The organism is Acidovorax sp. SUPP3434 (assembly GCF_030159015.1).
Classification (GTDB): domain Bacteria; phylum Pseudomonadota; class Gammaproteobacteria; order Burkholderiales; family Burkholderiaceae_C; genus Paracidovorax.
This window is the reverse complement of sequence record NZ_BQXL01000003.1, coordinates 449,536-461,731: the sequence shown is the minus strand read 5'-3', so window position 1 is coordinate 461,731 and position 12,196 is coordinate 449,536. Positions and strand designations below refer to the sequence as shown.

Sequence of the window (12,196 nt, the reverse complement as noted above, 5' to 3'; positions counted from 1 at the left end):
GCCAAGCCCGACCGGGCTATCCTCCGGCCGGTGCGAGGCCCTCGGCTGCGGTGGTGATGCGGTCCTGGAACACCCAGTTGCGCTGCGCAGCGAACACCGCGTCGGGGTACTGCGGCCGGCCGCGGCTGCCGTTGTAGCGGCCCAGCGTCATGAACAGATCGCCACGCTCCCGATCGAGGTAGTGGCGCAGGATCACGCAGCCGAAACGCAGGTTGGTCTGCATGTGAAACAGCTTGCCCGGATCGCCGTCGCCGATCACCCGCGTCCAGAACGGCATCACCTGCATGTAGCCCCGCGCGCCCACGCTGGACACGGCGAACTTGCGGAACGCGCTTTCGACCTGCACCAGGCCGAGCACCAGCGACACATCGAGCCCTGCCCTCTTGGACTCGTACCAGACGGTCTGCAGGAAATCCCGGCGCACCTCCCAATCCGGCTTGCGGCGGCGCAGCCGGTCGCTCATGGTGCCCAGCCAGCGCAGGTACAGCAGCCGCGCTTCCGTCGTGCCGAACTGGGGTTCGGGCGGCGCCTGGTTGAGCACTGCGGAACTCAAGGCGGTTCGCACGGAGTCGATCAGGGGTTCTTCCAGTTGGCCCCCGGCATGGGCGGCCTGCGGGGCCGCCAGCCAGGCCGCCGGCCCGGCGGACAAGGACACCAGACAGGCCCGGCGCGAAACCGCCCCAGCCTCGTCTTTCATCGCGCTCATGGTGTCAGCCGGCCCTTGATGTGCGCCAGGATGTCGGCCGTGGCGACCTTGGTCGCGGCGGTATCGCGGCGGTGCTGGTATTCGAGCTGGCCTTCCTTGAGCCCACGGTCGGAGATCACCACGCGGTGGGGCACGCCGATCAGCTCCCAGTCGGCGAACATCGCCCCCGGGCGCTCGCCGCGGTCGTCCAGCAGCACGTCCACGCCAGCCGCCAGCAGGTCGCCGTAGAGCTGTTCGGCCGCGGCCTTGACCTCCGCGCTGCGGTCCATGCCGATCGGGCACACCACCACCGTGAAAGGGGCGATGGCATCGGGCCAGATGATGCCGCGGTCGTCGTGGTTCTGTTCGATGGCGGCGGCCGGCAGCCGGGTGATGCCAATGCCGTAGCAGCCCATCTCGAAGAATGCGGGCTTGCCATCCTCGCCCAGGAAGGTCGCGTTCATGGCTTTGCTGTACTTGGTCCCGAGGTAGAACACATGGCCGACTTCGATGCCGCGCTCGATGGCGAGTTCCCCCTGGCCGTCCGGCGAGCGGTCGCCCGCCACGACGTTGCGCAGGTCGGCCACCACCTCGGGCTCCGGCAGATCGCGGCCCCAGTTCACGCCCGTCATGTGGGCATCGATTTCGTTGGCGCCGCAGATCCAGTCGGCCATCACGGCCACTTCGCGGTCCACCACCAGCTTCACGGGCTTTTTCAACTGCAGCGGGCCCAGGTAGCCCGGCTTGCAGCCGAAGTGGTCTTCGATCTCGCCCACGGTGGCGAAGCGGAAACCCGCCAGACCCGGCACCTTGGACACCTTGATCTCGTTCATGTCGTGGTCGCCGCGCAGCAGCAGCAGCCAGACCTGCGTCTTGACGATCTCGCCAGCCTCGTTGGTCTCGTCGGTGGCGAGCACCAGCGACTTCACGGTAATCTGCAGCGCCACGCCCAGCAGTTGCGCCACATCCGCGCAGGTGCTCTTGCCCGGCGTGGGCGTCTTGGCCAGGACCTGGGCCGCCGCCGGACGCGGGCCTGCCGGGGCCAGCGCCTCGGCCTTTTCCATGTTCGCAGCGTAGTCGCTCTGCGGGCAGTAGACGATGGCGTCCTCGCCCGTGGCGGCGATGACCTGGAATTCCTCGCTCAGGTCGCCGCCGATCGCGCCGCTGTCCGCGGCCACGGCCCGGTAGGTCAGGCCGAAGCGGTCGAAAATGCGTCGGTAGGCCTGGGCCATCACCTGGTAGCTGGCCTTGGCGGCATCCTGGTCGCGGTCGAAGGAGTAGGCATCCTTCATGATGAACTCACGGCCCCGCATCAGCCCGAAACGCGGGCGGCGCTCGTCGCGGAACTTGGTCTGGATCTGGTACAGGTTCTTGGGCAGCTGCTTGTAGCTGCGCAGCTCCTGGCGTGCGATGTCAGTGACCACTTCTTCGCTCGTGGGCTGGATCACGAAATCGCGCCCGTGCCGGTCCTGGATGCGCAGCAGTTCCGGGCCCATCTTGTCGAAGCGGCCGGTCTCCTGCCAGAACTCTGCCGGCTGCACCACGGGCATGGCGACCTCGACGGCGCCGGCCCGGTTCATCTCTTCCCGCACGATGGCCTCCACCTTGCGGATGACGCGCAGTCCCATGGGCATGTAGTTGTAGATGCCCGCCCCCAGCTTCTTGATGAGGCCCGCCCGCGTCATGAGCTTGTGGCTGACCACTTCCGCATCGGCCGGGGCTTCCTTGAGGGTGGAGACGAAGAATTGGGACGCTTTCATTGGGGGGATTTCATGCAATTGCGCCCGGTCTGCTTGCTGCGCACAAGGCGCCGTGCATAATGGTCACAGTTTAAAAAATTGGGGTTAGATTATGCTTGACCGGGACGGCTTTCGGCCGAACGTCGGCATCATCCTGCTCAACCAGAAAAACCAGGTGTTCTGGGGCAAGCGGATCCGCACCCACAGCTGGCAGTTCCCGCAGGGCGGCATCGACAGGGGGGAAACTCCCGAACAGGCAATGTACCGCGAACTGCACGAAGAAGTGGGATTGCAGCCGGGCCATGTGCGCGTGGTTGCCCGCACCAGGGACTGGTTGCGCTATGAGGTGCCTGACCGGTACATCCGCCGCGATGCGCGCGGACACTACAAGGGCCAGAAGCAAATCTGGTATCTGCTGCAGCTGCTGGGCCATGACTGGGACCTGAATCTGCGCGCCACCAACCACCCCGAGTTCGACGCCTGGCGTTGGAATGATTACTGGGTGCCGCTCGATGTGGTGGTGGAGTTCAAGCGCGGCGTGTATGAAATGGCGCTCACCGAGCTGGCACGCTTTCTGCCGCGCCACGAGCAACGCAATCGCTATCTGCGCAGCGGCATGCGCTCCCGTGAAGGCGAAGGCTTGCCCAGCGGCATGCCCATGCACAGGGCAGGCTCCCTGCTGGTCAGTCCTGGCATGGAAATGCCCCCGGGTGCCAGCTTCGACCCCGACCCTCAAAAGAGCAAAGCCACCTCGCCCCCTTCGGAACAGGGAGCTGGCATTCCTCTGTCGCCTTCGCAGTTCCTGCCCAAATTGGTTTGACGCGCCGCTGCCTTCTCCGTAAGGAAAGGGCAGCCCGCAAGCCCATGCCTGTGCGTCAGGCGTTTGCCAGCACCATGTTGTCCCGGTGCACCATCTCCGGCTCGGCGACATACCCCAACAACCGTTCGAATTCCGCCGAGGGCTTGCGGCACAGCAATCGCGCCTCCGCACTGGCGTAGTTGGCAAGCCCCCGCGCCACTTCCGCCCCGGTCTCATCACGCACGGCGATGACGTCACCGCGAGAAAAATCCCCCTCCACGGCGGTCATGCCGATCGGCAGAAGGCTTTTTCCCTCAGTTCGCAGCTTGACCGCCGCTCCCATGTCCACGGTCACGGCGCCACGGAGTTGCAGATGGTCCGCCATCCATTGCTTGCGCGCCTGCTTTTTCTGCGTTTGCGCGACCAGCAGCGTTCCGATGGCTTCGCCCTGGGTCAGGCGAACGAGCACATCGGTCTCGCGGCCCCACGCGATCACGGTGGAGGCGCCTGAGCCCGCGGCCCGCTTGGCGGCAATGATCTTCGTGATCATGCCGCCCCGGCCGATGCTGGAGCCCACGCCCCCCGCCATCGCCTCCAGGGCGAGATCGCCCGCCTGGGCTTCGTGCACGAACTGTGCGTCCGGATTGCGCCTTGGATCTGCCGTGTAAAGCCCTTTTTGATCCGTCAGGATGATCAAGGCATCGGCCTCCACCAGATTGGCCACCAACGCACCGAGCGTATCGTTGTCGCCGAACTTGATCTCATCCGTGACCACGGTATCGTTCTCGTTGATCACAGGCACCACCCCCAGGCGCAGCAGGGTGAGCAGCGTGGACCGGGCATTCAAATATCGCTCCCGATCCGCCAGATCGGCATGTGTGAGAAGCACTTGCGCGCTGCCCAGCCCTTGCTCCCTCAACTTGGTCTCGTACATCTGCGCCAGCCCCATCTGGCCCACTGCTGCAGCCGCCTGGAGTTCATGGATCTCATGCGGACGCGTCGCCCAACCCAGGCGCTTCATGCCCTCCGCAATCGCGCCGCTGGACACCATGACCACCTCGCGCCGCCCACCCGATTCACCGCGCGCCAGCGCCGCCAGTTGGCGACTCCATTCACCGATGGCAGCCTCATCCAGGCCACGGCCCTCGTTGGTCACGAGACTCGACCCTACTTTGACGACAATGCGGCGCGCGTCGCGCAATATGCTGGAAACCATATGGACAGTATTGGCGTCAGCGCTGGATGGACAAGCGATGAACGCTATTGAATAAGTAGCAGGAGTAGCGAAGCAGACGGATCACTCGGGTCGATCGCCCACGAAACGTGGATCCACCTCTTCCGGCGTCTGTTCGGCCTTCTGCTGAACCTGCACATGCCGGTAAATGGCATGGATCAACGGCTCGCAGCCCTCGCGCGTCAAGGCCGAAATCTCGAAAACGGGCCCCTTCCACTTGAACCGCTTCACGAAATCCCGGACGCGCGCTTCACGCTCTTCCTTGGGAACCATGTCCAGCTTGTTGAGCACCAGCCAGCGCGGCTTGTCATAGAGGCCTGCGTCGTATTTCTTGAGCTCGCCCACAATGGCCTTGGCTTGCGCGACAGGATCGACAGCGTCGTCGAAAGGCGCCAAATCGATCACGTGCAACAGCAAACGCGTGCGCTGCAGGTGACGCAAGAACTGGTGCCCGAGCCCCGCCCCTTCAGAAGCGCCTTCGATCAACCCAGGAATGTCGGCGACGACGAAGCTCTGTTCCGGCCCCACCCGAACCACGCCCAGATTGGGGTGCAACGTCGTGAAGGGGTAGTCGGCGATCTTGGGCCGCGCATTGGAAATGGCAGCGATCAAGGTGGATTTGCCGGCGTTGGGCATGCCCAGCAGGCCGACATCGGCAAGCACCTTCAACTCCAGCTTGAGATTTTTCTTCTCGCCAGGCCATCCTGGTGTTTTCTGGCGCGGCGCACGGTTGATGGCGCTTTTGAACCGCATGTTGCCAAAACCGCCATCGCCACCCTTGGCGATGGTGATCACCTCACCCGGCACCAACAGTTCATACAGCACCTCACCCGTCTCGGCATCGGTGATGATGGTGCCCACCGGCATCTTCAACGTGATGTCATCGCCAGCGGCACCGAACATGTCGGAGCCCATGCCGTGCTCACCGCGCTTGGCCTCGTGGCGGCGGGAATAGCGGAAATCCACCAGCGTATTCAGATTCGGATCGGCCACGGCAAAGACATGCCCGCCCCGGCCGCCGTCGCCCCCATTGGGACCGCCGAACTCCTTGTACTTTTCGTGCCGGAACGACACACAACCATTGCCGCCGTCGCCGGCGGCAATGTCGATAAAGGCTTCGTCGACGAACTTCATGGGGATCCAGTTTACAAAACAGGGTTCGGAAAGCGACGCGATGCCGATTCATCCGGCAGCCAACACTTCCAAAACGACAAAGCCCCGACAGGTCGGGGCTTCGAAAGCATCAAGTGGCAGGCGTCAGGCCGGCGTCACATTGACGGTGTGCTTGGACAGTGCGCCCTTGGTGCCGAAGGACACGTGGCCATCGACCAGCGCAAACAGCGTGTGGTCCTTGCCCACACCGACGTTCGTGCCGGGGTGGAAACGCGTACCGCGCTGGCGAACGATGATCGAGCCCGCGCTGATCAATTCGCCGCCGAAAGCCTTCACACCGAGCATCTTGGGCTTGGAATCGCGCCCGTTTCGCGTAGAGCCGCCGCCTTTTTTCTGTGCCATGACATCAGCTCCTTTTAACCGGCGATCGCACCGATTTGCAGTTCGGTGAACTGCTGGCGATGGCCTTGGCGTTTCTGATAGTGCTTGCGACGGCGCATCTTGAAGATGTGCACTTTGTCGTGCTTGCCGTGCGCCACGACGGTTGCCGTGACGGTTGCGCCGGACACCAGGGGGGTGCCAACCTTGATTTCAGCGCCGTTTCCGACTGCCAGAACCTGGTCGATCACAATTTCCTGGCCTACGTCCGCAGCAATCTGTTCTACTTTAATTTTTTCGCCGGAAGCAACGCGATACTGCTTGCCGCCGGTTTTTATGACCGCGTACATGTGAACCTCTTTGAATGGAGTTCTGCGGACGAATTTCCGCAGAGCCGGCGACTATAGCACGAGGCAACCTTTTTAGCCAGCCGGCAGCATCCGATCAGGCCGCAACCGGAAAAGTCGTCTTTTGCGGTGGGCAAGCCAGGAGCGCCCGAGTCGGTACGAAGCGATTCCTATAATCCATTTTTCGTCGCTGCACACGCTCATCTTGTCCACCACCACCTCCAGCACCTCAGCAACCCTCGCCTTGATCGCCGACGACATGCACGAGGTGGACAAAGTCATTGCCGCCCGGCTGAATTCGTCAGTCTCTCTTGTGGGAGACATTGCCCGCTACATCATTTCCGCAGGTGGCAAGCGCCTGCGTCCTGCATTGCTTTTGCTGATGTGCGGCGCGCTCGGCTACAAGGGGCTTCAGCGTTTCAATCTTGCAGCGGTGGTGGAGTTCATCCATACCGCGACCTTGCTGCACGATGATGTGGTGGATGAGTCCACGCTGCGGCGAGGGCGCCCGACAGCCAACGAGAACTTCGGCAATCCGGCAAGCGTGCTGGTCGGCGATTTCCTGCACTCGCGCGCCTTCCAGATGATGGTCGATGCGGATGACATGCGCGTGATGCAGATTCTTTCAGAGGCCACCAATGTCATCGCCGAAGGGGAAGTGCAGCAGCTCATGAACACCCATGACGCATCGCTGGACGAGCAGGGCTATCTGGAGGTCATCCGGTCGAAGACGGCCAAACTCTTCGAAGCAAGCGCCCGGCTGGCAGCCATTCTTGCTCGCAGCTCTCCTGATGTGGAGAAAGCTTGCGCAGATTACGGTCAGGCGCTCGGCACCGCATTCCAGGTGATTGACGATGTGCTCGACTACGACGGCGACTCTTCGGAGATGGGTAAAAACCTGGGAGATGATCTTCGGGAGGGCAAAGTGACCCTGCCCTTGATCATCGCCATGCAGCGCGGCACCCAGGACCAGCGGCGCCTGATAGAGAACGCCATACAGACGGGCGCGGTGGAAGAGCTTCCAGCCATCGTGCAAATTGTGAAAAGCACCGGGGCCCTGGAAGCAACCCGACTTGCCGCTGCGGCCCAAGCACAGCAGGCAATCGATGCTGCAAGGCAATTGCCCTCCAATCGCTACACGGAAGGTTTGCTAGAATTGGCCTCGCAATTACTGGAGCGGCGTCTGTAATTGCCTTGAAAACAACACATCGGGGTGTAGCTTAGCCTGGTAGAGCGCTACGTTCGGGACGTAGAGGCCGGAGGTTCGAATCCTCTCACCCCGACCACGTTGTTACACCTTCGTGGTTTCGCCGCACTCTACCCCGTTGATCCCATGGCCCGAACATCCGCGCGATGTTAGGATGGTTTCCTTTCCATCCACATTGATTCTGCTGGTTACATGGCTGTTGATACCGCACCCAAAGAAGGCGCCGCAATTGCCCTGCCAGGTCTAGGCCGGGCATTGATGTCAGCCGGCAAGCTGAGTCAAAAATCAGCCGAAGATATCTTTCGCAAGTCACAGGTTGGCAAAACAAGCTTCATTGCCGAGTTGACCGGGTCGGGGGCTGTTTCCTCTGCCGATCTGGCGCACACGGTTTCTGCCGTATTCGGTGCGCCCTTGCTGGATCTGGAAGCCATCGATCCTCTTCGGATTCCCAAAGATCTCCTGGATCCGAAGATCTGCCTCGCCTATCGCGTTGTGGCCCTGAGCAAGCGCAACAACCGGCTGATCGTAGCCACCGCAGACCCTACCGACCAAGAGGCCGCGGAAAAGATCAAATTCACGACCCAGATGGGGGTGGACTGGATCATTGCGGAATACGACAAGCTCATCAAGCTGATCGAGGCCAATACCAAGTCGGTCAGCGAGTCGATGGAAAGCCTGTCGGGCGGGGGAGATTTCGAATTCGACGATGTCAAGGTCGAAGAAGCTCCCGAAAACTCCGACAGCGCCAACGACGTTGAAGATGCGCCAATCGTCAAGTTCCTTCACAAAATGCTTTTGGACGCGTTCAACATGCGCGCTTCCGATTTGCATTTCGAACCTTACGAGCACCAGTACCGGGTGCGTTTTCGCATCGATGGCGAATTGCGCGAAATTGCTTCGCCCCCCATTGCCATCAAGGACAAGCTGGCGTCCCGAATCAAGGTCATTTCCAGACTGGACATTTCGGAAAAGCGTGTCCCACAAGATGGCCGCATGAAGCTCAAAGTCGGCCCGGACCGGGTCATCGACTTTCGGGTGAGCACGCTGCCTACGCTCTTTGGCGAAAAGATCGTGATCCGGATTTTGGATCCCAGCAGTGCCAAGCTGGGCATCGATGCGCTGGGTTATGAGCCGGAAGAAAAGGAACGGCTGATGCATGCCATCGGCCGGCCTTACGGCATGATTTTGGTGACCGGGCCAACGGGTTCAGGGAAAACCGTCTCCTTGTATACCTGCCTGAACTTGCTGAACAAGGCAGGCGTCAACATCGCGACCGCGGAGGACCCCTCGGAAATCAATTTGCCTGGTGTCAATCAGGTGAACGTCAATGAGAAAGCGGGGCTGACGTTCGCCACCGCACTCAAGTCGTTTCTGCGCCAGGATCCTGACATCATCATGGTCGGCGAAATTCGCGACCTTGAAACGGCGGATATTTCCATCAAGGCGGCACAGACGGGCCACTTGGTGCTGTCCACCCTCCACACCAACGATGCTCCGACCACGCTCACCCGGATGCGCAATATGGGAATTGCGCCATTCAACATTGCGTCCAGCGTCATTCTGATAACAGCCCAGCGCCTGGCTCGCCGTTTGTGCCCGGTCTGCAAAGCACCCGCCGATATTCCACATGAAACCCTGCTCGAGGCAGGCTATAAAGAGGATGAAATCGATGGCACCTGGGTGACCTATCGTCCGGTCGGTTGTTCCGCTTGCAACAATGGCTACAAGGGGCGGCTGGGCATTTACCAGGTCATGCCGATTTCCGAAGAAATTCAACGCATTATTTTGCGCGATGGAAGCGCCTTGGAAATCGCCAAGCAGGCCAAGGCCGAGGGGGTTCGCTCCTTGCGCGAAGCAGGCCTTCATAAAGCCAAGATGGGGCTGACCTCTCTCGAAGAGGTGCTGGCTGTCACCAACGAATAGCGCCAATCGCGAGGATCATTATGGCAACCGCCGCATCGAGGGATATCAAGGACTTCGTCTTTGAATGGGAGGGCAAGGATCGCAGTGGAAAGATTGTCCGCGGGGAAGTGCGCGCCGTAGGTGAAAACCAAGTCCAGGCGACCTTGCGCAGACAGGGTGTGCTGCCTACCAAGATCAAGAAGCGGCGCATGCGTTCGGGCAAGAAGATCAAGCCCAAGGACATCGCATTGTTCACGCGCCAGATGGCCACCATGATGAAGGCTGGCGTGCCGCTGTTGCAATCCTTCGATATCGTGGGCAGGGGCAATACCAATGCCAGCGTCACGAAATTGCTCAACGACATTCGCAGTGACGTGGAAACCGGGACGTCGCTGAATGCAGCCTTCCGCAAGTACCCGATGTACTTCGACAGCCTTTATTGCAACCTCGTCGAAGCCGGCGAGGCCGCGGGTATCTTGGAGGCGCTGCTGGACCGGCTTGCCATGTACATGGAAAAGACCGAGGCCATCAAATCGAAGATCAAATCGGCCTTGATGTACCCCATTTCGGTGGTGATCGTTGCATTCGTCGTGGTCACGGTGATCATGATCTTTGTGATCCCCGCATTCAAGGAAGTATTTACCTCCTTTGGCGCTGAACTGCCGGCACCTACGCTCCTCGTAATGGCCATGAGCGAGGTCTTCGTCAAATGGTGGTGGCTGATTTTTGGCGTATTGGGCGGCGGATTTTATTTCTTCATGCAGGCGTGGCGCCGCAGCGAAAAAGTACAGATGTTCATGGACCGTCTGTTGCTGCGGCTTCCGGTGTTCGGATCCTTGATCGATAAATCATGCGTTGCTCGCTGGACCCGGACGCTGTCCACCATGTTCGCCGCAGGGGTTCCTCTGGTTGAAGCCTTGGATTCGGTGGGCGGCGCCTCTGGCAATTCCGTGTATGCCCTCGCTACGGAACGGATTCAGCAGGAAGTCTCGACAGGGACGAGCTTGACGGCTGCCATGGGCAATGCCAACGTGTTCCCTTCCATGGTGATCCAGATGTGCGCCATTGGCGAAGAATCCGGCTCCATCGACCACATGCTGGGCAAAGCCGCCGACTTCTACGAGGCCGAAGTGGATGAAATGGTCGCGGGGCTGTCCAGCCTGATGGAGCCCATCATCATCGTGTTCCTGGGCACCATCATTGGGGGCATCGTGGTTTCGATGTATCTGCCGATCTTCAAACTGGGTCAAGTCGTCTGATGGAACTGGGACCTTGGGGAGACGCTTCGGTACTCGGCATTTTGGGTCTGCTGATCGGTAGCTTCCTGAATGTCGTGATCCATCGCTTGCCGAAGATGATGGAGCGGCAATGGGCCGCAGAATGCGCTGACTTTGCCGCCATGGCCCACAAGGATGCGGCGTCCACGCAGGCCGAAGTGACGCCGGTGGAACCCTTCAACCTCTGGACGCCGGCGTCGCGGTGCCCTGCCTGCGGCCATGCGGTGCAATGGTATGAAAACATCCCGGTCCTGAGCTATCTGTGGCTTCGCGGGCGATGCTCCGCCTGCAAAGTGCGGATCAGCCCCCGATATCCCCTGGTCGAACTGGCCACGGGCGGCCTTTTCTTCTTTTGCGGCTGGCATTGGGGCACGACGCTCACCGCAGTGGCGTGGTGCGGATTCGCCGCCGCGCTGATCGCTCTGGCGTTCATCGACTGGGACACCACGCTGCTGCCCGACGACATCACGCTGCCCTTGCTCTGGGCGGGCCTCGTCGCCTCTGCGCTGCAGTGGACCACCGTTCCGCTGTTCAGCGCGGTCATGGGGGCCGTAGGAGGCTACCTGTCCCTGTGGACGGTGTATTGGGCCTTCAAGCTTGCGACAGGCAAGGAAGGCATGGGCCATGGCGACTTCAAGCTCTTTGCAGCGCTCGGGGCCTGGTTCGGCTGGCCGGCGCTGGTGCCGATCATTCTCATTGCGTCCGTCATCGGAGCGTTCATTGGCATCGGCATGAAATTCGCCAGCCAGTTGCGGGAAGGCGGATACGTTCCTTTCGGTCCGTTCCTGGTCGGCTCGGGACTCGCAGCCATGGTGTTCGGGCCGGAAACGATCCTGCAAGGGCTACTGCGCAGCCTGGGGCTTTGAGCCCATGGCGACCGAATCGCGGCCCGCTCTGCGCCTGGGTTTGACCGGCGGCATCGGCAGCGGGAAAAGCACGGTGGGCCAAATGCTGGCGGAACACGGCGCCGCACTCATCGACGCCGATCGGCTTTCGCGCCAGGTGACTGCCCCAGGGGGGGCCGCCATCGGACCCATCCGCGACGCGTTCGGCGACGCCTTGATCGATGCGCACGGCGCGATGGACCGCGACCGCATGCGGGAACGCGTGTTCACAGACCCGGCGGCGCGTCAGCGCCTGGAGCGCATCGTCCACCCGCTGGTGGCCCTGGCAACGCGGGAAGCCGCATCGCGCGCCGTGCAAAGCGGTGCGGCCCTGATCGTCTTCGACATCCCGCTGCTGGTCGAGTCTGCCCGCTGGGCGCAGCAGCTGGACCAGGTTCTCGTGGTGGACTGCACCACCGAAACCCAGATCCTCCGGGTGCAGCAGCGCAGCGCCCTGACGCGCGAGACGATCGAAGGCATCATGGCGTCCCAAGCCCCCCGGGCGATCCGGCAGGCGGCAGCGGACATGGTGGTCTACAACGACGGGATCTCGCTGCAAGGGTTGCGAGCTGACGTCCTTCAGATCGCCCAGCGGTTCGGGCTATGATGCCCGGCATATCGGACGCGCGAA

At 61.6% G+C, this 12,196-nt stretch carries 12 protein-coding genes and 1 tRNA gene; 7 read left to right on the top strand and 6 right to left on the bottom strand.

Features of this window, described 5'->3' with window-relative positions; genetic code table 11:
• Positions 1–16 precede the first annotated feature (16 nt).
• Both AVKW3434_RS08540 and AVKW3434_RS08535 read right to left on the bottom strand, forming a co-directional pair.
• Positions 17–697 carry a lytic transglycosylase domain-containing protein gene (locus AVKW3434_RS08540; protein ID WP_284405551.1) on the bottom strand — a complete coding sequence of 227 codons (681 nt, stop codon included), beginning with the start codon at positions 695–697 and terminating at the stop codon, positions 17–19.
• 5 nt (positions 698–702) lie between these two features.
• Entirely contained in the window at positions 703–2,445 is a 1,743-nt protein-coding gene (locus tag AVKW3434_RS08535; protein ID WP_284405480.1) for a proline--tRNA ligase, read from the bottom strand.
• A 91-nt stretch (positions 2,446–2,536) separates the two neighbouring features.
• Between AVKW3434_RS08535 and AVKW3434_RS08530 the strand changes: the two genes are divergently transcribed.
• On the top strand, positions 2,537–3,244 hold the full coding sequence (locus AVKW3434_RS08530) for an RNA pyrophosphohydrolase (protein WP_272565507.1): 708 nt from the start codon (positions 2,537–2,539) through the stop codon (positions 3,242–3,244).
• Positions 3,245–3,299: 55 nt separating this feature from the next.
• Here AVKW3434_RS08530 and proB read toward each other — a convergent pair whose 3' ends face one another.
• The 4 genes from proB to rplU all read right to left on the bottom strand — a co-directional run bounded on the left by proB (position 3,300) and on the right by rplU (position 6,298).
• Positions 3,300–4,439, bottom strand: a complete 1,140-nt coding sequence (proB, locus tag AVKW3434_RS08525) for a glutamate 5-kinase (RefSeq protein WP_272565509.1) — start codon at positions 4,437–4,439, stop codon at positions 3,300–3,302.
• 81 nt (positions 4,440–4,520) lie between these two features.
• A complete protein-coding gene (gene cgtA, locus AVKW3434_RS08520) occupies positions 4,521–5,591 on the bottom strand; it encodes an Obg family GTPase CgtA (protein ID WP_272565511.1) in 1,071 nt (356 codons plus the stop codon).
• A gap of 123 nt (positions 5,592–5,714) precedes the next feature.
• Entirely contained in the window at positions 5,715–5,972 is a 258-nt protein-coding gene (rpmA, locus tag AVKW3434_RS08515) for a 50S ribosomal protein L27 (RefSeq protein ID WP_272548923.1), read from the bottom strand.
• A gap of 14 nt (positions 5,973–5,986) precedes the next feature.
• Positions 5,987–6,298 (bottom strand): 50S ribosomal protein L21, encoded by a 312-nt coding sequence (gene rplU / locus AVKW3434_RS08510; protein ID WP_092741307.1) that lies wholly within the window; start codon positions 6,296–6,298, stop codon positions 5,987–5,989.
• Positions 6,299–6,554: 256 nt separating this feature from the next.
• On the opposite strand from rplU, the gene AVKW3434_RS08505 reads away from it, so the two are divergent.
• From AVKW3434_RS08505 to coaE, 6 genes are all read left to right on the top strand, one after another.
• Positions 6,555–7,484, top strand: coding sequence for a polyprenyl synthetase family protein (locus tag AVKW3434_RS08505; RefSeq protein ID WP_284405550.1), 930 nt, complete (start codon positions 6,555–6,557; stop codon positions 7,482–7,484).
• Positions 7,485–7,504: 20 nt separating this feature from the next.
• Positions 7,505–7,581, top strand: a tRNA-Pro gene (locus tag AVKW3434_RS08500).
• Between the two features lie 113 nt (positions 7,582–7,694).
• Complete coding sequence (gene pilB, locus AVKW3434_RS08495) at positions 7,695–9,425, top strand: type IV-A pilus assembly ATPase PilB (RefSeq protein ID WP_284405479.1); 1,731 nt, start codon at positions 7,695–7,697, stop codon at positions 9,423–9,425.
• Positions 9,426–9,445: 20 nt separating this feature from the next.
• On the top strand, positions 9,446–10,663 hold the full coding sequence (locus AVKW3434_RS08490) for a type II secretion system F family protein (protein ID WP_272565514.1): 1,218 nt from the start codon (positions 9,446–9,448) through the stop codon (positions 10,661–10,663).
• On the top strand, positions 10,663–11,547 hold the full coding sequence (locus AVKW3434_RS08485) for a prepilin peptidase (protein ID WP_284405478.1): 885 nt from the start codon (positions 10,663–10,665) through the stop codon (positions 11,545–11,547). Before AVKW3434_RS08490 ends, AVKW3434_RS08485 begins: the two co-directional genes overlap by 1 nt.
• A 4-nt stretch (positions 11,548–11,551) precedes the next feature.
• The gene (gene coaE, locus AVKW3434_RS08480; RefSeq protein WP_284405477.1) at positions 11,552–12,172 is read left to right on the top strand and encodes a dephospho-CoA kinase; all 621 of its coding nucleotides are present in this window, start codon (positions 11,552–11,554) and stop codon (positions 12,170–12,172) included.
• Positions 12,173–12,196: the final 24 nt, after the last annotated feature.

Bases quoted from the DNA above. Each gene is read 5' to 3' on its own strand.
- AVKW3434_RS08530 (WP_272565507.1), top strand. From the start codon at position 2,537: ATGCTTGACCGGGACGGCTTTCGGCCGAACGTCGGCATCATCCTGCTC.
- rplU (WP_092741307.1), bottom strand. From the start codon at position 6,298: ATGTACGCGGTCATAAAAACCGGCGGCAAGCAGTATCGCGTTGCTTCC.
- AVKW3434_RS08485 (WP_284405478.1), top strand. From the start codon at position 10,663: ATGGAACTGGGACCTTGGGGAGACGCTTCGGTACTCGGCATTTTGGGT.
- pilB (WP_284405479.1), top strand. From the start codon at position 7,695: ATGGCTGTTGATACCGCACCCAAAGAAGGCGCCGCAATTGCCCTGCCA.
- cgtA (WP_272565511.1), bottom strand. From the start codon at position 5,591: ATGAAGTTCGTCGACGAAGCCTTTATCGACATTGCCGCCGGCGACGGC.
- AVKW3434_RS08505 (WP_284405550.1), top strand. From the start codon at position 6,555: ATGCACGAGGTGGACAAAGTCATTGCCGCCCGGCTGAATTCGTCAGTC.
- AVKW3434_RS08535 (WP_284405480.1), bottom strand. From the start codon at position 2,445: ATGAAAGCGTCCCAATTCTTCGTCTCCACCCTCAAGGAAGCCCCGGCC.
- coaE (WP_284405477.1), top strand. From the start codon at position 11,552: ATGGCGACCGAATCGCGGCCCGCTCTGCGCCTGGGTTTGACCGGCGGC.
- rpmA (WP_272548923.1), bottom strand. From the start codon at position 5,972: ATGGCACAGAAAAAAGGCGGCGGCTCTACGCGAAACGGGCGCGATTCC.
- AVKW3434_RS08490 (WP_272565514.1), top strand. From the start codon at position 9,446: ATGGCAACCGCCGCATCGAGGGATATCAAGGACTTCGTCTTTGAATGG.
- proB (WP_272565509.1), bottom strand. From the start codon at position 4,439: ATGGTTTCCAGCATATTGCGCGACGCGCGCCGCATTGTCGTCAAAGTA.
- AVKW3434_RS08540 (WP_284405551.1), bottom strand. From the start codon at position 697: ATGAAAGACGAGGCTGGGGCGGTTTCGCGCCGGGCCTGTCTGGTGTCC.